This is a genomic window from Vibrio sp. MACH09, assembly GCF_033238805.1.
GTDB lineage: Bacteria > Pseudomonadota > Gammaproteobacteria > Enterobacterales > Vibrionaceae > Vibrio.
In genome coordinates this window covers 939,532-960,404 of sequence record NZ_BSFZ01000001.1, presented here as the reverse complement: position 1 = coordinate 960,404, position 20,873 = coordinate 939,532, and the positions used below count along the sequence as shown (strand labels likewise).

Annotated in this window: 14 protein-coding genes; 1 reads left to right on the top strand and 13 read right to left on the bottom strand. The window is 41.0% G+C overall.

The window, feature by feature from the left end:
- Window positions 1-134: 134 nt before the first annotated feature.
- Window positions 135-1,052, bottom strand: a complete 918-nt coding sequence (locus CHJ_RS04395) for a LysR family transcriptional regulator (RefSeq protein WP_317916976.1) — start codon at window positions 1,050-1,052, stop codon at window positions 135-137.
- A 156-nt stretch (window positions 1,053-1,208) separates the two neighbouring features.
- On the opposite strand from CHJ_RS04395, the gene CHJ_RS04390 reads away from it, so the two are divergent.
- Window positions 1,209-1,961 carry a pirin family protein gene (locus CHJ_RS04390; RefSeq protein WP_317916975.1) on the top strand — a complete coding sequence of 251 codons (753 nt, stop codon included), beginning with the start codon at window positions 1,209-1,211 and terminating at the stop codon, window positions 1,959-1,961.
- Between the two features lie 19 nt (window positions 1,962-1,980).
- Here CHJ_RS04390 and dhaR read toward each other — a convergent pair whose 3' ends face one another.
- The 12 genes from dhaR to ptsP all read right to left on the bottom strand — a co-directional run bounded on the left by dhaR (window position 1,981) and on the right by ptsP (window position 20,872).
- Window positions 1,981-3,942, bottom strand: a complete 1,962-nt coding sequence (dhaR, locus tag CHJ_RS04385) for a dihydroxyacetone kinase operon transcriptional regulator DhaR (RefSeq protein ID WP_216613502.1) — start codon at window positions 3,940-3,942, stop codon at window positions 1,981-1,983.
- A gap of 260 nt (window positions 3,943-4,202) precedes the next feature.
- Window positions 4,203-5,345 carry a glycerate kinase gene (locus CHJ_RS04380; RefSeq protein WP_317916974.1) on the bottom strand — a complete coding sequence of 381 codons (1,143 nt, stop codon included), beginning with the start codon at window positions 5,343-5,345 and terminating at the stop codon, window positions 4,203-4,205.
- 75 nt (window positions 5,346-5,420) lie between these two features.
- Window positions 5,421-6,308, bottom strand: coding sequence for a 2-hydroxy-3-oxopropionate reductase (gene glxR / locus CHJ_RS04375; RefSeq protein WP_171755109.1), 888 nt, complete (start codon window positions 6,306-6,308; stop codon window positions 5,421-5,423).
- Window positions 6,309-6,323: 15 nt separating this feature from the next.
- On the bottom strand, window positions 6,324-7,106 hold the full coding sequence (gene hyi, locus CHJ_RS04370) for a hydroxypyruvate isomerase (protein ID WP_171755110.1): 783 nt from the start codon (window positions 7,104-7,106) through the stop codon (window positions 6,324-6,326).
- 38 nt (window positions 7,107-7,144) lie between these two features.
- On the bottom strand, window positions 7,145-8,887 hold the full coding sequence (gene gcl / locus CHJ_RS04365) for a glyoxylate carboligase (RefSeq protein WP_317916973.1): 1,743 nt from the start codon (window positions 8,885-8,887) through the stop codon (window positions 7,145-7,147).
- Between the two features lie 431 nt (window positions 8,888-9,318).
- On the bottom strand, window positions 9,319-10,995 hold the full coding sequence (locus CHJ_RS04360; RefSeq protein WP_317916972.1) for a HAMP domain-containing methyl-accepting chemotaxis protein: 1,677 nt from the start codon (window positions 10,993-10,995) through the stop codon (window positions 9,319-9,321).
- A gap of 333 nt (window positions 10,996-11,328) precedes the next feature.
- Window positions 11,329-11,703 carry a cyclophilin-like fold protein gene (locus CHJ_RS04355; RefSeq protein ID WP_317916971.1) on the bottom strand — a complete coding sequence of 125 codons (375 nt, stop codon included), beginning with the start codon at window positions 11,701-11,703 and terminating at the stop codon, window positions 11,329-11,331.
- Window positions 11,704-11,716: 13 nt separating this feature from the next.
- A complete protein-coding gene (locus tag CHJ_RS04350) occupies window positions 11,717-12,994 on the bottom strand; it encodes an FAD-dependent oxidoreductase (RefSeq protein WP_317916970.1) in 1,278 nt (425 codons plus the stop codon).
- Between the two features lie 48 nt (window positions 12,995-13,042).
- Window positions 13,043-14,404: an FAD-dependent oxidoreductase gene (locus CHJ_RS04345; protein WP_317916969.1), complete on the bottom strand. Its 1,362-nt coding sequence runs from the start codon at window positions 14,402-14,404 to the stop codon at window positions 13,043-13,045.
- A gap of 199 nt (window positions 14,405-14,603) precedes the next feature.
- Window positions 14,604-15,965, bottom strand: a complete 1,362-nt coding sequence (locus CHJ_RS04340) for an FAD-dependent oxidoreductase (RefSeq protein WP_317916968.1) — start codon at window positions 15,963-15,965, stop codon at window positions 14,604-14,606.
- A 145-nt stretch (window positions 15,966-16,110) separates the two neighbouring features.
- A complete protein-coding gene (locus CHJ_RS04335; RefSeq protein ID WP_317916967.1) occupies window positions 16,111-17,748 on the bottom strand; it encodes a BCCT family transporter in 1,638 nt (545 codons plus the stop codon).
- Window positions 17,749-18,451: 703 nt separating this feature from the next.
- A complete protein-coding gene (gene ptsP, locus CHJ_RS04330; RefSeq protein ID WP_317916966.1) occupies window positions 18,452-20,872 on the bottom strand; it encodes a phosphoenolpyruvate--protein phosphotransferase in 2,421 nt (806 codons plus the stop codon).
- Window position 20,873: the final 1 nt, after the last annotated feature.

Sequence of the window (20,873 nt, the reverse complement as noted above, 5' to 3'; positions counted from 1 at the left end):
ATTAAGTTACAACCCTTTCTGCATATAGGCTTAGCGCGGGTTATCTAATAAACCACAGGTTAGACAACGTATAGAATGGGTGGAAAATGACACATTAAAATCACCCTAATGTGTCATTTTTTACATATTATTAACTAAATTAATTCACCAGTAATTAAGCGTGTTCTATCCATGGCTGTTAACTGTTGAACAAACCACTGCAACGCCTTACCTTGATTGCTCTTCACCCAAGCAATATTCACTGAGTTCACTCTATTTTGATTAGAGGTAACTTCTATGGCCACCAACTCACCACTCTGCAACTCGTCTTTTATTCGGTGTATCGGAAGATATCCAACACCCAGACCTTTGCATTGCGTTGCTATTTTTTTCTCTATGCTGGGTACTGTAATACGGTGCTGCCCTTCCAATATTCGAATGGATCGCGGAGGCAATACTCTAGAACTGTCAGCCACGACGACCGAAGGGTATCGTTTAATCTGTTCAGAAGAGATAGGTGGAACAAGCTGAGTAAGAGGATGCCCTTTCGCAACGGCAAAAACGAACTCTATCTCGCCAATTGACATACTCTGATACTTATTGCTGATGGGATCTTCCGGAACGCCAATCACCAGATCACAACGGTCGGACTCTATCGCATCCCAATTTCCGGCCATCGTCTCTTCAATCAACTTAATTTCAACATGAGGGTGCTGCTGCTGAAACTGCTCAATTAATTGATATATCGGTGCAAAATGAAGGATATTATCAATACAAATTCTAAACTCCAATTCCCACCCTTTATCAATTTGCACCACATGGTGAGTAAGATCATCTGCAGCTTGCAGTATCAACCGCCCTTGAGTCAGCAACAGTGCACCTGTTTGAGTGAACTCTGCTTTACGATTGCTACGGTCGAAAATCACCACACCAAGATCCTCTTCCAGCTTTTTTACTGTATATGAAATAGCAGAAGGAACTCTAAATAGCTCATCAGCCGCCGCTGCAAAGCTCTTTTTTCTATCGATTGCATCTAAAATACGCAGTGCATCTAAGGTAATTGGATTAGCCATTTATCATTTACTCTCCCAGCCAAAAAACGAATTATCAAACGTATAAAGTTACTTCAATTTTTTTGAATTAATTCGTCAAATTCCATCGTTATTTATTACACACACTAGTCTCTATAATCAATTTAGTCATCAAAAAATATCTACCAGGAGCATGTTATGAGTCAACCACATCGAATAAAGAGAGCCAGCGACTTACACTATTTGCCACATAGTCATATGCATCCATCTAATACCTATTTTCATTTCTCATTTGCCAATTACTACGATCCAGAGAATGTGAATTTTGGCTTACTACGTGTACTAAATGATGACACCGTTATGGCAAGAAAGGGGTTTGACAAACACTCTCACAAAGATATGCAGATTGTTAGCTACATTATTGATGGTCACCTGACGCACTGGGATAATGTCACGAATCGTGAAGAGACCATTGGCAGAGGACACGTGCAAGCCATTTCTGCTGGTTCCGGTGTTTGGCATTCAGAGAAAAACACTCAAGATCACCCGTGTCGATTGTTACAGATCTGGCTACTTCCTCCGTACTCAGGAGGTGAAGTACGTTACACCAACCAAAAATTTTCCGCGAGTGAGCGTGAGAATCGACTACTGCATATAATAGGTAACCCAAGTAACAAACATCAGGTTCCGCTTTATGTACACTCTGACGTCAATATTTATGTAAGTGAAATCACTGACAAAGATGCGTTAGTAACGTATGAGCTGCCATCAGGAAGAGAAGCTTATATAAACTGTATTGAAGGTGAACTACTGGTAGAAGGTTACGGCACTCTAGAACAGAGAGATTCTCTGCTAATTAGCCAACCGGATACTCTCTGTTTTTCTCAGGTAAGTCAAAAAGAGACGAACAGTCAAAGTCACTTTATTATCATTGAAATGGCTAAGCAATAGCATAGCCATTTCACTTAACTTAACTGGTTAAATCACTCTGTTCTTTGCCTATCTCGTATTTCTTAAGTTTACGCCAGAGTGTCGTGCGGCCAATTTTTAATGCTGCAGCAATATCATTGATTCGGCCATCAAACACTTCCCAAGCTTCTTTGATTGCACGGCGCTCAATCGCTTCTAAACTCTGGATCGACGAGTCCCATGATTCTGAGTCGTTATCCACTTTATTACTCAATAGCTGTTCTGGTAGATCGTCAATATCAATTAGATTCCGTCGTCTATTAAGCACTATTTTTTCGACTTTATTGTGAAGCTCTGCGATATTTCCAGGCCATGAATAGGCGCACAAAACTTCCATCGCTTGATCGGTAATCGCAATATCATCTCCAAAGCGTTTTTTCATCCGACGCATCTGTCGATCAATATATCCGCTAATATCATCTTTGCGCTGCCTAACGGGTGGAATCATCAGTTCAATCGCACCGATTGCGTAATAAAGCTGCCGACGAAAATTTTGCTTACTCACATATTGCTCTAAGTCAGCACTAGTACTGGTAATAAGTTGAAAATTAACGGGTATCATCCGGCTGCTATTATCTCTGACCAAAATATTGGTTTTCAATGTTTGTAGCAATGCAGACTGAGCTTCCCCAGATAAATATTCCACCCTCTCCAGATACAAAGTTCCACCATTGACCAGTTCAATCTTAGATGCAACCCCTTCTCCTTCATCGGTTCCAAAAAGCGTTCGCAACATGTTTTCAGGAGCAATACTTTTACAGTTAACGGTTAAGAATGGGCCTTTATTAAACAAACTATGATTATGCAAGGCCATTGCAATTTGTCCTTTGCCTACACCACTTTCACCACGAAGTAATACCGGATCTTTTACTTTTGCGGCTCGCTTAGCCAGCGTGATCACCTGCTTCATTTTTTTTGAATTCGCTACTAACGAGTCAAAACTCAAGTCTGCATTAGCTCCTAATTGACGTTGCGCCAATCTTCTTATCGCTTCAAGCGGGTGAATAAATAATTGGCAGCCTCCATCGCTTAATGGTCGTAAAGTAACCAGTAGTTCTACAAAATCACTTTGGCATTCAATAATTACATCGAGATGAGATAGTTTTTTGCGAGTCTCTAAACCATTTTTTAACGCTGGCGGCAAAGTAATTACTTCTCTTAACGGTCGATACAGTACTTCGTCTTTTTTCAGTTGAAGTTTCTCAGAGGCCACTAGGTTAACAAATGTAATTCGCTCATCTTTGTCCCAAGAAATTACCCCATCATCCATACACTCCAACACAGCATTGCGTTGACACAATATCTGATTAGATTCTGTTAAGGTCTTATCGATTAGTAATTGACTGGCGACTTCTTTTGCACAAGAGTTAACGAGTGCCGCATCTGAATCACGATGATCTTCTACCCGGGTAAACATCATTAAAGAAGCTCTGGCCCGGCCTTCTTCATCAAATACAGGTGAGCCATGACAGCTATAATCGTGTAATTTTATATTGAAATGCTGTGCCGCAAAAAGCGATGTTGTTTCATGTGTGTGTAAGCATAAATTAACAGCATTGGTACCTAAACGGCCTTCGCTCCAAAAAGCCCCTTGACGGATCCCCAATGTGCGTAGTTCATCAATTAATTGCTGACTACCTATAATCGACAAGGTACACCCCGTCTCATCCGTCACCAATAAACAACAGTTACGTGATTCCAAGTACTCATATGCATCTTCTAATATCGCTTCAGCTATACAAGTAATGGTTGAATTTCTTTTCAAAAATGATTGCAGTGTCGTTCCAGAAGCAACGTGCGGTTTTAACCACTCATATGGATTACTTTGGCGAAGGCAACGCTCCCAAGACTCTAAGATAGGTGATGTGGCAAACTGTGGAGCGACCCAATGATGCTTCTGAAAAAAATCCCAACGGGTTAGATTATCAGCTACCATCTCTTCAATCATGTTTTGATTCAACATGGCTATCCCCTTTAAACCCATTTTGACTCGTCACTTCATATTAAACGATATTTATATAGCACTCTGTCCTATATAACATCTCCACATAAGACCAAGTAACGAGTGACAAACAGCAAAATACTGAGTTTGTCAAAACCCTTCTTTGATACACAACAAACGTCGAATTAAATGTGCTACAAATGTTTCAAAATGAGACATCACAGACAAAATAACGTTAATCTTCACCTGCTCACTTAATTCAAAAATGATTCATAATGAAACTAGTTATTTCTGTATAGAGCGGTGACTATTCCTGCTAAATTCTGTGCAGATAAACGAACATTCTCTTCTGCGTTTTCTAGAGCTTCGGTTAAAGTACAAGGTTTACTCAATACGGAGAAGCAACCGGCAATACCAGCGCTACGTAAACTACGACACCCCTCGCCAAGTGCTCCGGCTAAAGCAACGGTCGGAATACCTTTAGATTGTGCTAATCGAGAAACTCCCACTGGAGTTTTACCATGTATAGTCTGACCATCTATTCGTCCTTCACCTGTAATAACAATATCGGCATTTTCCAGATGTTTTTCTAATTCAACCGCTTGTAAAACAATATCAATACCCGGTTTTAATTCAGCATTTAAGAATGCAAGTAATGCCGCACCGAGCCCTCCGGCAGCACCTGACCCTGGAACAAATTCAACATCTTTGCCCAACTGATGATGAATACGCTGAGCGTAATTTTTCAGACCTAAATCAAGCTGTTCTACCATTTCTGAACTTGCCCCTTTTTGCGGACCAAATACAGCACTCGCGCCTTTTTCACCGGTAAGTGGGTTATCAACATCACACGCGCAAATGAACTCAACATCATTAAGTCTTGCATCCAATTGATCGCTTTCAATAGACACAATATTGTGTAAACCATTTCCACCGTAAGCAACTTGATGACCATCGCTATCGTTAAATCGAGCACCTAGCGCCGTCATCATCCCAATGCCACCATCGTTAGTCGCACTGCCTCCAATAGCAACGATAATCTTTTTAACACCCATTTCCAGTGCAGCTAATATAAGTTGTCCTGTACCGTAACTAGTAGTCACCATAGGATTTCGTTGGCTTGCTTCCAACAGCTCTATACCCGAAGCACTAGCCATTTCTATTACGGCTGTTTCCCCATCCCCCAAAACACCAAACTGCGCACTGATTTTTCTCTGTAAAGGATCCATAACCTCAACATCAAAATAGCGACCTCCAGTTGCATCAATTAAAGCAACCATTGTACCCTCGCCACCATCGGCAACAGGAATACAGCAGCATTCCACATTTGACATAACATCCTGCAAACCTTCGGCAATAGCGTTTGCTACCTGTTTTGCACTCAAGCTATCTTTAAATGAGTCTGGGGCGATGACAATTTTCATGAAAACTAATCCTTAAGTGGGCGTAATGAGGATAAAAAAGGGCTGAGACCGGAGAATCATCAGCCCAAACGAGGGTTAATCTCTAATAGAATGATTGCTCATATGTTCAATAGCTTTGATCATTGCAGAGTGATCCCAGTTTGAACCATCAAGTGCAGCGCATGTATTGAATAGTTGCTGTGCATTAGCCGTATTCGGTAGATTCACATTAAGTGCTCGTGCACCTTCCAATGCTAGATTTAAATCTTTCTGGTGCAGAGAAATTCTAAAGCCTGGGTCAAATGTCCCTTTCACCATTCTCTCACCATGAACTTCTAAGATTTTAGAAGAAGCGAATCCCCCCATTAATGCTTCACGAATTTTTGCTGGGTCTGCACCCGCTTTCGACGCAAACACTAATGCTTCAGATACTGCTTCAATGTTTAAAGCAACAATGATTTGGTTAGCCACTTTGCACGTTTGACCATCGCCATTACTGCCAACTAAAGTGACATTTTTACCCATAACATCAAATAGAGGTTTCACTTGGTCAAAACTTGCTTGGTGACCGCCTACCATGATGGATAATGTACCAGCAACGGCTCCAACTTCACCGCCAGATACTGGAGCATCTAAATACCATGCACCTTTTTCTTCAACGCGCTTAGCAAATTCTTTTGTTGCGATTGGAGAAATAGAACTCATATCTACAACAATTTTATCCTTTGCTAATCCCTTTTCAATCCCGATTTCATTAAACAACACATCTTCAACTTGTGGTGTATCAGGAACCATAATCACAATAATGTCTGATGCTTCAGCTACTGCAGCGGGTGTCGGACAAGCGATACCTTTCTCACCTATTAACTCAGCTGGTGCCGCTTCAAAATGTTCACTGAAATACAACGTGTAGCCAGCATCCTGAAGGTTTTTCGCCATCGGCTTACCCATGATACCTGTGCCAATAAATCCAATATTCATCATTTAAACTCCAAAATCTTATACTAAATTATACTTTTTCAACCAACCTAAGCCTGCTTCCGTACCATTAGCAGGAACATACTCACATCCAATCCAACCTTGGTAGCCAATGCTGTCGATATGCTTAAACAAAAACTCATAATTGAGCTCTCCTGTTCCTGGTTCATGCCGTCCCGGATTATCAGCCAATTGCACATGACCAATTGATGTAAGGTGATCCGTCATGGTTCTGGCGATATTTCCTTCCATAATTTGCATATGATAGATATCGTACTGGCTGCGTAAGTTATCGCTGCCTACGCGTTCAATAATGTCCAAAGTTTGCATTGTGGTGCTAACGCAAAAACCAGGCATATCTTGTGTATTAATCGCTTCTAATACTAAACAGATGTCTTGTTGAGCTAACTTGTCGGCCGCGTATTTTAAGTTGGCGACCAACGTCTCTTCTGCAACATCCTGTGGCAGATCTTGTGGAACAATACCGGATAGGCAATTGACTTGTTTACAACCTAAAGCGTGGGCATACTCAATCGCACTGTCTACACCATGACGAAACTCTTCTACTCGGTCGGGTAGGCAAGCAATTCCTCGCTCACCTTTGGCCCAATCTCCCGCAGGAAGATTAAATAGCACTTGAGTTAATTGATATTGTTCCAACTTTTCTTTGATCTTCTCAGCAGAGAAGTCATAAGGAAATAGATACTCCACACCTTTAAAACCAGCATTGCTCGCAGCTTCAAAACGAGCCATGAAATCCAGTTCCGTAAATAGCATTGATAAGTTTGCTGCTAACTTTGGCATAATTAAATTACTCCTATAAATCTGTACGACATGATCCACTATTTAAGATCTAAAACTTCTTCCCACTCATTCACTTTATCCAGATCAGGTCCCATCGATACATTGGTTTTTCTATCAACAATCACTTCAACAACAACGGGTACTTGATATTTATCACGCAGTACTTTTGCTTCTTCAAGTGCCGGAGCTATTTGCTCTGGGTCAAAGACACGTATCGCTTTACAGCCGAGTCCTTGAGCGACAGCAACGTGATCCACACCATAGCCATCATTGTCTGTGCCATTAACATTTTCAAAAGCCAAATCTAGGCAGTAGTCAATCTTAAATGCCATTTGAGACATGCGAATAAGACCTAAATAGGCATTGTTTACCAGTACATGGATATAAGGGATTTTGTGCTGAGCGGCTACCGCTAGCTCTTCTAACATGAACTGAAAATCATAATCACCAGAGATAGCAACAACAGGCTTACTTGGATCTGCTTTTGCCACCCCAATAGCGGCAGGCATTGTCCAGCCAAGAGGACCAGCCTGACATGAGTTAATCCAATGTAGCGGCTGTTGCACATGCAAAAACTGATTGGCCTGAATTTGTGTATTACCAATCGTAGCTACGTAGCGGGTATTACCATCAAACACTTTATTCATTTCATGGAATACACGCTGCTGCTTAATTGGTGTTTGAGTAAAGTCGCCACGGCGGTGCATAGTTCGTTTACGTTCCAAACACTCAGCAACCCATTGGCTTCGATCTTTTAATTCACCAGAATCACGCATCTCTTTGGCTACTTGGATAAATAACTCAAGAGCTGCATATGCGTCAGATACAATGCCTAAATCTGGAGAGAAAATACGCCCAATTTGCGTCGTTTCAATATCTACATGAATAAACTTTCTACCTTTGCAGTACGTCTCTAATTGACCAGTATGGCGATTGGCAAAACGGTTACCGATACCAAATACAAAATCACTTTCAAGATAGTTTGCATTACCATAACGTTGGTTCGCTTGAATCCCTACGCGGCCAATCATTAAATCGTGATCATCAGGAATCGCTCCCCAGCCTCGTAGCGTTGGTATCACAGGCACGCCAGTTAGCTCAGCAAACTCCTGCAGCAAACCAGACGCATCAGCGCTGAGAACACCACCACCAGAAACAATAACTGGCTTCTCTGCTTCGTTCATCATTTCAATCGCGCGTTTTGCCTGAGCTAATGTTGCTTTTGGCTTAGATGGTTCTAATGGCTCATACAAGTCGATATCAAACTCAATTTCTGTCATTTGAACATCAACAGGCAAATCTAGAAGAACAGGACCCGGACGACCTGAACGCATTTCGTAAAATGCTTTTTGAAAAAAGCCTGGCATTTGAGCACCATCACGAATGGTCTTCGATAGCTTAGTAACAGGCTTAGCGATAGACTCAATATCTACCGCTTGAAAATCTTCTTTATCCAGTTTGGCAACAGGTGCTTGTCCTGTTAAACATAAAAATGGGATCGAATCTGCCATAGCAGAATAAAGACCAGTAATCATATCAGTGCCAGCCGGCCCCGATGTACCGACACACAGCCCAATATTACCGACTTCAGCACGAGTGAAACCTTCTGCCATATGGCTTGCGCCTTCAACATGTCGACAAATTACATGTTCAATACCACCTAGTTTTTCCATCGCGGCATAAAATGGATTAATCGCAGCTCCCGGAACACCAAATGCTGTATCAATACCTTCTTTTTTTAATATTAGAACTGCTGCCTCTATCGCGCGCATTCTAGCCATAATTTCAATCTCCAAAGTCTATTTTTGTTGTAGAAGTTCAATTACATTTAGCATTGCTACAATGTATTTAGGACAAATTTTTTCAGCACAAAATGTTTTCAGAACAAAGCATTTCAGCCCTCAATGCTTTCAAGGCTTTTTGTTTTCGAAATCAATTCATTCAGTGTGATTTTTGTCGCTTCCTTAACGGTCTCGTAATCAATATTAAGTCGATACAATTTCTTGGCAATAAACGTCATTTTGGTTTCAATTCGAACCGCATTCACCCAAGCAATGTTTCACATTGAAACAATCAATAGGTCGTTAAATTGTTTATTTGATGAAGTCCGTTGTTACGCTATTAGCGTTGAACTACTTGCCAACATAGTCAGGAAATAGTTCAAGTATATGAGTCGATTCAAAACAACTAAATTAAGAAATTACTGTCCACCTCAATCTGTATACTTAAATGAAGATAAAATACTAGATTGTTCATTTGATATATTAGATAAGTTCTCACTTGTTAAACTGCATTTATTTATCGAAGATGCATTTTTACTTATTAAATCGTTAGTCATTGATACATTTTTAAATATCTCTTGAGTTACTCTTGACTGTTCTTCTGACGCTGTTGCAACAGACGCATTAATTTCAGATATTTTTTCTACAGACTCAGTAATTTTATTAAATGAATCTTTTACCATGCTAGATATTTCTTTTGATTGAATAACTAATTGGGAATTAGCTAACATACTGGTATTAGCGTCCATCGACTGTTTTTGTAAACTTTCAATTAAGTTTTGTATATTTACCGTTGAATTTTGAGTTTTCGCTGCTAAGTTTCTCACTTCATCAGCAACCACGGCAAAGCCTCGACCCGACTCTCCTGCTCTCGCTGCTTCAATCGCAGCATTTAATGCAAGTAAGTTAGTCTGCTCAGCAACGCCATTAATTACATCAATCACCATACCAATTTCGGTAGAGAACTCATTTAACTTATGCACCACTGCCAATGAGTCTTGTATTGAAAGATCGATTTGATTTGAAATATCTTCAAGCTTATCTAAGGACTGCTGACCAGAATGAACATTATTGAGTGCGTGCTGAGCCGAGCTATCAGCCACTGAAGCATTGCTACTCACTTCATCTGCGGTGCTAGATAACTCACTTACCGCTGTCGACACTAAGGTCACCTGATCCACTTCTAACTGAGCATTTTCTTTTGTCGCCGTCATACTTTCAACTAAGTCTTGTGACGAACAAGAAACATCATTAGAAACCGACAGTAATTTCTTAGTGACATCTGATAACGCGGCAGTGGTTCTATTAAAGCTTTCACTGAGTTTCACAAACTCATTCTCTGTTTTTTGTTGTTGATTTAGTTGAATATTGGCAGTGAAATCTCCCTGAGACATGGCTTGTATTTTACTGCTAATACGATTAATCCAATTAACCAACCAACGATTAATCATGGTGGTTAAAAGTAGCGAAATGGTCAGCAATACCGAAATGGCAATAATCTTTACAATTAACAAATAATTAGACAGCGCACTATAATCTTGCACTAATTGAGATAGTTGCTGCTCTTTATTCTCACGCTCGTTCTGCAATACTTCTATGACTTGGCTAATAGTGTTATACAAGGTCAATTGTAATGCATACTGTTGATCTCGATTCGCTAAAATCTGGTTGGTTGCCACTCGATAGTCGACAATAAACTGTAAGTACTTTTTATCGCTACTGACTTGCGATACAACGGCTTCCAATTGGGCCAGTTCATTTTTGAGTTTATCTTTAGGGTCAGGAATATTGATGGTAAATAAATTAGCTACTCTATCTTGTATATGCGAACTTAAAATCAACATATCATCTCTGGCTGACTGCCACTTAGCATCATCACCGGTCGCATAATGAGTAATATTTACAAACTTATCGGCTAACCAAGGTAAATTAAGATAGGCGTTTACTGAGTCTATTGTCAGTGTATTTTTTTGTTCTAGCAGAGTTTCAAATATGGCTAAGTCATTATCAATTTTTATTTTTAACTCAGGACTTAGTCTTGTATTATTCGCTTTAACTTCATTAATTTTATTTAATAACAGTCGTTGTGTTTTTTCTAAATCAGACACATCTACTGTTTTCTTATTAAAACTCCCGAAGACATGCGACAAAAAAACTAAATTCTTATCTATTTCAGCAACATCATCATTAATAACAGATAAAGAATTAGTTACATTATTTATTTTAACAAATTCATAATAGAATACACTAGCAAAACAAATAAGTAATAGAGTAAGAACCAATATAGGTAATTGAATTATTTTTTTTAGTCGAAAACGGTTAAAGGACAGCATAGATTCCCTCTATATACTATTTATTATAAAACTTATTTTCGTGATAGTTCATTTCATTAGCTCCTGTCTTTGTAGGGAAAAGACAGAGCTAACTCGCCAAGACACTATTTATGTTTTTAGTCTAACTTCAATTTGAGAGTTATCGGTGACTCTCGCTAATATAGTTACGTCACCTAATAACTTACCAACCACATTTACCGCAGAAGCTGCTTGTGGTTTGCCATTTTGACTACACGGTGTTGGCCCAAAGAACAGACAAAGAGCTTGATCCGGAGGCCAAAACGCAACATCACCAACCTCTACAATTTCTTGAGCATCAGCTGAAACATCCATATCAACCGGAGTGGGAAAATAAATTTCATCACCCCAGCGTCTTACTCTGGATCTGATTGGCAATTCTGATAATAATTCTGAGGCGGTATCACTTTCATTTAGCTGGATATCCAATGTAATGGTTCCTACTTTTACCTCAATAACCTCCATATTTTTCTCCTATTTACAACGCTACTGCGCCATGTTCTACGGTTAAATCAACAATATCCGCAGGGGATACGTCACGAGAATAGATACCTTTTTTCACGGCTAGAGCTGCCGCTGCACCTATGGCTTGCCCCATCGCCATGCAGGTACATTGCGCTCTTATGCCTGCCAGAGACTTACGATCAGACGACAAAATACGTCCTGCAACTAACAGACGATTACTATCTTTAGGTATCAACGCCGACATAGGCACTTTAGGAATGAGTTCATCAGATTCATGAAATATTTCATCACAACCATTATCTTCATTGTGTAAATCAATGTAGTTGAATGCATTGCAAATACTGTCTTGATAGTTTTCTGCACGCATAAACTCATCAAGTGACACAGTATGCTCACCAACAATACGACAACCTTCTCTTGATAGAGCTCGGTTATACATGGTTTTCAATACTGCTCTCTCAGCCCCAGGTATTTTATCTTTTACAAACTCATACATTCGCAGCATGCGTTTTCGACCTTCGATATTAGCCTTTGTTTGGCCATCAGCGTCGGTAGTATCACAGCCATAAATATGTGTTGCATTATGTCCCCCCATCTGCAAAAACCAGATAAAGTCATAGATACCAAAGTAGGCCCAATCACCTTTTTCCAAACGGCCAGAATCCATAGCCTCTTGGTACAGTTTTTGTACCTCACCTTGCCAGACCTGCTGAAGATCAATACCTTCAATACGGTACTGGAGTGTACCCGGTTGTCGTTTTGGCGCTTTAACAACGGGAAGTTCTAAAGCACGAACCACATCTGCATCACCGGAACAATCCAATAACTCTCTGCAACGAGTGATTCTTTTTATTCCTCTGGCATACGAGATCACTTCCCACCAGTTTCCATCCGCTTTTACTTCACCAATAAATTCGTGATAATGGATCTCTACGCCAGCTTCAACCGCCGCTTGCTCCGCTACAGTGGCATAAACAGGCACATTAATATTGCTGTAATATCCTGGGGTGTCTACTGCACGTCTTTCAGAAAACGGTTTGATAGGAAGTCCTTCAATCTGTTTAGAACGACTAAACAGTTCCCAGCCAATACCTTGCACCACCGCTTGCTTAGGGGTATGCCAATGGTTTGGCATAAATACCCCACCATCCGTCATAGTCCCCCCCATCATAGAACTGGCTTCAATGACACTCACTTTGACACCAGCGCGAGCGGCCTGAATCGCGGCAACATGGCCAGCAGTTCCCCCACCAGCAACAACAACATCCACTGTTTCTCTAATTTCTTTCATTCCAATCACCTTTCTTTAAAGTCAAATTTAATCAATTAAATTCGCTCACTAAGCGACTCTGGCACCTTGTTCTACTAACGATTTTTGCAGCAGATTAATATCAAGATCATCTAATTCAACCCCCTCCATCACAGAGAGTGCCGCTGCCGTTCCTGCTCCTTGGCCAGTTACCGTACAACACATCATATTGCGCATAGAAGTATGACCCACCACGTCAGCAGAAATACAACGTCCCGCCACTAGAAGGTTTTTGACATTTTGAGGTTTCAAGCATCCAAATGGGATCTGATAATAGTTACCAGTGGTTGGTAGGATCAAATAGCCACTGCCATCAATAAACTCAGGAAATATACCAATAGAATCACTGCATCGACCTTGGTTTAGTACATAGTCCTTATCAACACGTACATCCCCAACTATTTGCCGAGACTCTCGGGTCCCCAAAGTCATTCCAAAATTTCGCAACCTTGCGTTTTCGAAGCCTGGTATGTAATGGCGTAATGCATCGATCGCCCACAATGCTTGTTGACGACCCCACTTCTCACCACGCGTCAAGTCCAAGACGTCTGTACAATCGTAACCCGGCTCATAAACAACATTTAATTGGATAGCCTCACCACTTTGTGTGAAAGTACTGAATGAACCAGCGATAGCTGAAGCATCGCCTGGTATAACTCCTTCCTCCTGAGCTTTACTAAATACTTCCTCCAAGTAAGGACTGAACATATCATCTTCCTTACCTGTGGTTTCCATCGACCAGTTTTTTCCCCAGTCTGCATAGGTGGGTTTTAACTCTTCTTCAATATATTTATGGAACTTGTCAACATTAACACCGGCACAATGGAACATTTGAGTAACACCCATTAGATCCTTTTTGTCACGCTGAGTGAATGGAGCACCAGCTCTAGCGGCAACATCAGCATCACCAGAACAATCTACAACTCTTTTTGCAAGTATGGCCTGACGACCCGATTTACTTTCAATGATAACACCGCGAAGTGACTGTTCTTCTTTTATGACATCAACAACTTGCGAGTGAAATAGTGTCGTCACATTCGCTTCATCCGTCATGCAATCAGCAATATATTTAAAACCTTCTGGATCGACAGCCTGACTAATTGACTGAGGCTCTGGCCTTGTAAATCCTATCGCCTCGGCTCTTTTCTCAAACTCTCGTCCGATACCTTCACAATCTATTGTTCCTTCATGGCGATACCAAGCAAAGCTCTCCACACCAACCTGAGTCAGGACGCCACCTAAACAACCGTAGCGCTCTACTAAAACTGTATCGACCCCCATTCTTCCTGATGCAACTGCGGCACTCAAGCCTGCTGGGCCGCCACCAATGACGAGCACATCGGTTTCCATTAATACCGGTAATTCTCTTTGAGGTTCAATTATTTTTTTCATTTGTTCGTCTCCAAACATCAACACTATTCTTAGGCGTACTAAAAAATCATGAGCTAACTTATCGGTTAGTATTCTCTGCTTGTTTTTTAGGCAAAAGAAAACTGTCATCGATTTACATCAATGATCAATTCACTTCTGGACAGTGATTTAAATGAACATCCAGACTCACCTATTAAGATATTTCTGGATGTAGTATGGCTTAGTCGATTCGAACACCTTGATCTAACAATGCTTTATGCAATAACGAGATATCGAGAGAGCGAATACTGGTATTTTGTTGAACAGATAATGCAGCCGCTACACCTGCACCTTGACCGGTGACTGTACAGCACATCATGTTTCTCATAGAAGTATGAGCCACAACGTCCGCAGAAATACAACGACCAGCGACAATCAAATTATCGACTTTTTGCGGTAGCAAACAGCTTAATGGGATCTGAAAATAACGTCCTGTCGTCGGAAGGATCAGATAGCCACTACCATCAATAAATTCTGGGAAAATACCCACACTATCTGCACAACGGCCTTGATTAAGTACGTAATCTTTTTCGACACGACTATCACCCACAATCAAGCGAGATTCGCGAGTACCTAGTGTCATACCAAAATTACGCAGGCGTGCATCTTCAAAACCAGGTACATAATGACGCAATGCATCTATCGCCCAAATAGCTTGTTGACGCCCTTCTATTTCAGCACGACTTAAATCCCATACATCTGTACAGTCGTAGCCATAGGCGTAAACCATATTCAACTGTAGGGCTTCTCCTGTTTCCGTGAAGCTACTCCAGGTACCACCGATAGCTTGTGCATCACCAGGAATGATCCCTTCTTCCTGAGCTTTGTTAAAAATCTCTTCCATATAAGGACTGAACATATCATCTTCTTTTTCATCTGTGATGATGCTCCAGTTCTTACCCCAATCTGAATAAGTTGGTTTAAGATCTTCTTCGACAAACTTATTAAATTTTGCGACATCTACACCCGCGCAATTAAACATGACGGTCACGCCCATCAGTTCATCTTTTTTACGTTTGGTATAGGGGGCACCTGCTTTATAAGCGACATCCGCATCCCCTGAACAGTCGATAATTCGCTCAGCCAGTATCGCTTGTCGACCGGATTTTCCTTCAACAATCACGCCACATAACGTATCCGCTTCCATGATGACATCAACAACCTGAGAATGAAGTAAAGGTGTCACACCCGCTTCGACAGCCATTCTGTCCGCCACGTATTTGAAACCTTCGGTATCAATGACTTCACTAATAGATTGAGGTTCTGGTCGAGTGAAACCAAGTTCCTTAGCACGACGTTCGTATTCTCTACCGATGCCTTCACAATCTTCCGTTCCCTCATGACGATACCAAGCAAAGCTTTCCACCCCAACTTGTGTTAATACTCCACCCAGACAACCAAATCGCTCAACAAGAACTGTCTTTACTCCCATTCTTGCTGACGCAATAGCCGCACTTAACCCTGCAGGTCCACCACCTATAACCAATACTTCGGTTTCAGTTAAAATTGGGGTTTCTCTTTGAGGTTCAGTCATCATTTTCATTATTAGTACTCCAGATAGCTACGCAGACATCACTTTGCGGTTGGTAGCGTTGTAACATTAATTCATTTCTCTAAGGTTGTTCTTTGTTTGTGCATAACCTAACGTTGCTTTGCCCCTGACTTAGTATAAAGTCAGGGACTCTTCGTTAGCTTTGTGTAGCCAACACCTCTTCTTCCTCTTGCACTTCAGGCTCTTTCATCTCTTGAATCACATTAAGGTAGATTTTTCCTTGGTTATCCGCTTGAGGTAATCCTTCCGGTAAATCTTGCTTAAGCTGTTTCATAAAGCTAGCAACAAGAACATAAACAACGAAAACTAGAGGGAAGCCAGTCAAAATAGATACCGTTTGCAGAGGCTTCAAACTCTCAGGGTTGATGAAATATAGCCCAAGTGAAACAACACCAGCCAGAATCAACCAGAATGCAACGTTCCATTTTGCTGGATCTTCATCTTGGCCCATCTCTTCTTGAGTAGCAGCAGCTAACGAATAACCTACCGCACAGTGACCCGTAATATAAGAAACAAGAGTGATGATGCCGAATGCTGGAACAAACAACCATGCAACTGGCAAGTGCTGAAGCATCTCAATAACAACTTGGCCACGACCGCTCTCATTCAATATGGTCATTAAGTCAGCTTGACCAGACATTTGAAGTTCAATACCAAATCCTGGCAGAATCATATAGAACACCATACAACCTAGAGAACCAGCGATTAAACCACCCATTACCATTTCTCTGATAGTACGACCTTTAGAGATTTTTGCGATAAACAGACCAAATGGCATTGCATAAACTACCCACCATGCGAAGTAGAATACTGTCCAACCTTGTGGGAAACCTGTTTCGCGAATCACATCAGTTACAAAGCTCATATAGATGAAGTTTTGTAGCATCAAACCTAAACCATCTACGGCTTGGTTTAGAATAAATGAGGTAGGTCCTAAAATAACGATCAACACTAGCATGACGACATCCATGCGCACGTTCCATTCACTCAGTTTAGAAACACCGCGTTTAAGACCAAAAATCAGAGCGACTAACGGAATGAATGTCCAAAGGAAGATCACTAAAGTATCGATAAAGGCATTGCTTTGCTCAAGACCGAGGAAGTAGACGATAGTTCCTGAAATCAAAGGAGTTCCAAGCGCTAGCGAAGTCATTACACCACCAATCATACCGAACATATAAAGGAAGTTAATGGTCTGGCCGCCAACTTTGTCAGCATTATCGCCGATTAACGGACGAGCAAATTCACTCATTTTTAGTGATTTTTGTTTGCGTACAAAGAAGAAATAAGCAATAGGAATAGCACAAGAAATGTACCAAGCCCAGGCAGATGGTCCCCAGTGGAACATACCGTAAGCTGAAGCCCAGCGAGCCGCATCAGCAGAGCCAGATTCGATACCAAATGGTGGAGACTGCATAATCCAAATCCACTCTACAGCACCTAAATAAAGCACACTACCACCAGTACCTGATGTGAAAATCATACCTAGCCAAGTTAAAGTAGAGTATTCTGGTTTCTCTCCTTCAGTTCCCAGCACTATGCTTCCAAAACGTGACATTCCCATATAAATACAAAAGCCAAGTGCTGCAACAGTAGCAAGTAGGAAAAACCATCCTAATTCATGGGTAGTAAATGCATGGATTTTTCCCAAAAGGGTGGCACTTCCTTTTGGATCATATAGGAAATAAATTCCCATGACTAAAGTAACAATCAAAGCAGGAAAAAATACTGCTTTATCGATTGCACCTTTTTTATGTTCAATAGTTTTCGACATAACCTAATCCTTGATAATATTTTTTGTAGGGCACAAAATACCTTTCGCAGCTAATTTAACAAATAGAGACACATTGGTATGAGTAAATAAGGTGTTTGATGAACGGTTCTTTGAACACATACACACAGCGTCACAATTTATATATTCTTTGCCAATAAAAAGTGATCAAGGTCGATATTCTTTTCATTCTTCAGCCCGTCATTCCAATTAGAAACATGGCAAATCATAAATGTTCCACATTGAAACCTTGATTGAAACAGAAGAATATAGGCCCATTAGAAATGGAAATAAAAAACCTAAATAACAACAAGTTAAAGATAGACCCATATAATGATCAAACAATCACATTCTGCCATCTAAGGCGAAAGTAACCCGATTGACATGCTCAAAACTAATTCTCAACCTAACAAGGGTTTTGATTTACTCACAAAAAATATAAGTCGATAAGATTGCGACCTGCTATATATGCAACAACATTTATTTTTCGTTATTTTAGATAATAACATTCATATCTAAAGGCAATATATAAAATCACTATAGAAGTCATAATTTCATTTAACTCATTAATTATAGTGAATTATTTTTATCATCATCAAAGAAAAACATAATATAGATATGAAAAACAAACATTACCTAACCAGTAGATATTTGTATAAAAAAAGAGCTGGCTAATTGCCAGCTCTTTTCAACAGTAAAACCTATTTTAAATACTGATCATATCTAATTTGGTATCTAATGTGCGTACTTTTGCTTTAAGAGCAGGGATCATGCTTGCACTGGCACTCAACTTAACCAGCCCCATTTGTACTAACTGCTCAGTCACTTGTTCATCACCAGCCATTTCACCACACATACTTATAGGTATGTTGGCTTTAATTGCTGCATCACAAGCGAATGCTATCGCTTTAATGACTGCCGGTTGATGATAATTAACCAACTCACTAAGAGCTGGGTTTCCTCGATCCGCCGCCATTACGTATTGAGTAAGATCATTAGTACCAATTGAAAAGAAGTCTGCTTCTTTGGCTAAGTCACCTGCGCATAGCACCGCAGAAGGTACTTCGATCATGATTCCCAGTTTCATTGGATAACGTTCTGCTGGCAATTTAAGCTCAACACGACACTCCTCCACGAGTGACTTGACCTCTATCAACTCATCCACCGTAGCTATCATTGGTATCATCAATTGAATATTTGGGTACTCACTTGCTGCCCGAATAACGGCTTTTAACTGAGTTTTAAACAACGCTTCATCAGCAAGACATAAACGGACTCCCCTTAAACCGAGGAAAGGGTTTTCTTCTTGTTCAACAGGATAAGCAGGCATTGGCTTATCACCACCAACATCCAAGCTTCTTATCGTCAGAGGGCGTCCTTCAAGCGCAGATGCAATGTCAGTATATGTTTGATATTGCTCTTGCTCAGTAGGAAGTACTTGGCAGTCCTGAAACAAGAATTCAGTTCGCAACAATCCAACACCTTCAGCACCGGACTTAATCGCTTGCGCCACATCCTCTAAGCCACCAATGTTCGCCAAAACATCAACCTTTAAACCACCTTTTGTCAACGCAGGTTGTTGAGCTAACTGTTTTTGCTTTTTGGATTGCTCAAGCCAACTGATTCGTTTCTCTTCCAGTTTACTTTTCGTATCGCTGTCCGGGCTCAACCATAACAGACCTCCAAAACCATCTAGCGTGACAATTTGATCATCTTTAATCTCTTCTAAACCTGCCACTTTTACTAATGCAGGTATACCCATTGCTCGAGCCAAGATAGCGCTATGCGATGTCTTTCCACCCCCACTTAAGCATATCGCCAACACCTTTTCTGGGTTTAGTTTTGCAGTATCAGAAGGAGACAGGTCATCCGCAATAAGAATTGAGGGTTTATCTAACTCAAATTCCGTAGCCGATTCACCACATAACGCAACCATTAGCTGACGACCTACATCCCATACGTCCGCTTGACGCTCTCTAAGATAAACACTCTCTGAGTTGGCATAGGTAGCGGCTAACTCTTTGATTGCGGTTAACCATGCTTGCTCTACAATCATCGATTGGTCGATATAAGCCTGAACCGATGTCTCTAATTCTGGATCAGTAAGCAACATGATATGTGCTTGAAAAATGCTTGAATGCTCGCCACCCACTTTTGCTTTCGCGTGCTGCTCTTGCTGTAATAATTGCTGTTTTACTTTATCAACAGCTGAAGAAAAACACGTCAGCTCATTCTCTACAGTTACAAATGGGCGTTCTGGAACATCAGGCATGGTATTGGTGTATTTCACTACTGGCCCCGTGGCGATACCAGCACATACGGACAAGCCCGACAACGCACCTTCAATGCTTTGAATATTATTGTTTTCTTCCATCTCTGGCTGACAAGGAGCGCGAGCCGTAATGTCCTCATCAAAATGACGATTTGCTAATTGCATAAAAGCATTAATTGCTTTTTCAGCTTCTAATCCTTCGGCAAGTAATTTAATTGAGTCTCCCAGCAACACACCCAAAGATGCAATGGCGTTTAGACTTTTTGCATTAACCTTTTTGTCAGCTTTTACTAGCCATATTGTGGCGTCATAGCCAGCCAGCTCAGACACCATCGCAGCAGAAGGACGCGCATGCAAACCGTGTGGGTTTTGTACTGTCCAGCTCTCACTTTCCACCATACATTCACTATCGATTGATGGCATGGTAATGGCTTCGGCGGGATCTTCTTCTCCTAAATGAGAGCGTTTCGCCATTAATGCACTGTTCGCTTCAGCTTTAACGACCTCAAGAGACTGGCCTGTCATCGCTGCAACTGATGCTGCCATAGTTCCTTCAACAATTGGCGCTGCACAAAGCGCGACTTTGCTAGAGATCTCTTCAGGTAATAACTCTAGTGCCATTTCTGTACTTAACAGAGCACTGCCCATATCCATCAGTACAAGTACACCAGAATCGTCAAACACCTGCTCAATCGCGTCCATGACTTTAACACCATCAGTACCGATTGGGTTATCAGGGTCATCTACTCCCCCCGCTACCGCAATCGCCGCTTTTCCCTGAGTCATTTGGGTCGCTAACTCAGCGACCCCTTCGGCAAGAAGTTGACTATGAGAAACAACAACTATACCAACCATG

Excerpts from the sequence above, each read along its gene's own strand:
- ptsP (WP_317916966.1), bottom strand. The coding sequence starts at position 20,872 with ATGGTTGGTATAGTTGTTGTTTCTCATAGTCAACTTCTTGCCGAAGGG.
- dhaR (WP_216613502.1), bottom strand. The coding sequence starts at position 3,942 with ATGTTGAATCAAAACATGATTGAAGAGATGGTAGCTGATAATCTAACC.
- CHJ_RS04390 (WP_317916975.1), top strand. The coding sequence starts at position 1,209 with ATGAGTCAACCACATCGAATAAAGAGAGCCAGCGACTTACACTATTTG.
- CHJ_RS04355 (WP_317916971.1), bottom strand. The coding sequence starts at position 11,703 with ATGGAGGTTATTGAGGTAAAAGTAGGAACCATTACATTGGATATCCAG.
- gcl (WP_317916973.1), bottom strand. The coding sequence starts at position 8,887 with ATGGCTAGAATGCGCGCGATAGAGGCAGCAGTTCTAATATTAAAAAAA.
- CHJ_RS04380 (WP_317916974.1), bottom strand. The coding sequence starts at position 5,345 with ATGAAAATTGTCATCGCCCCAGACTCATTTAAAGATAGCTTGAGTGCA.
- CHJ_RS04340 (WP_317916968.1), bottom strand. The coding sequence starts at position 15,965 with ATGAAAATGATGACTGAACCTCAAAGAGAAACCCCAATTTTAACTGAA.
- glxR (WP_171755109.1), bottom strand. The coding sequence starts at position 6,308 with ATGATGAATATTGGATTTATTGGCACAGGTATCATGGGTAAGCCGATG.
- CHJ_RS04335 (WP_317916967.1), bottom strand. The coding sequence starts at position 17,748 with ATGTCGAAAACTATTGAACATAAAAAAGGTGCAATCGATAAAGCAGTA.
- CHJ_RS04350 (WP_317916970.1), bottom strand. The coding sequence starts at position 12,994 with ATGAAAGAAATTAGAGAAACAGTGGATGTTGTTGTTGCTGGTGGGGGA.
- CHJ_RS04395 (WP_317916976.1), bottom strand. The coding sequence starts at position 1,052 with ATGGCTAATCCAATTACCTTAGATGCACTGCGTATTTTAGATGCAATC.
- CHJ_RS04345 (WP_317916969.1), bottom strand. The coding sequence starts at position 14,404 with ATGAAAAAAATAATTGAACCTCAAAGAGAATTACCGGTATTAATGGAA.
- hyi (WP_171755110.1), bottom strand. The coding sequence starts at position 7,106 with ATGCCAAAGTTAGCAGCAAACTTATCAATGCTATTTACGGAACTGGAT.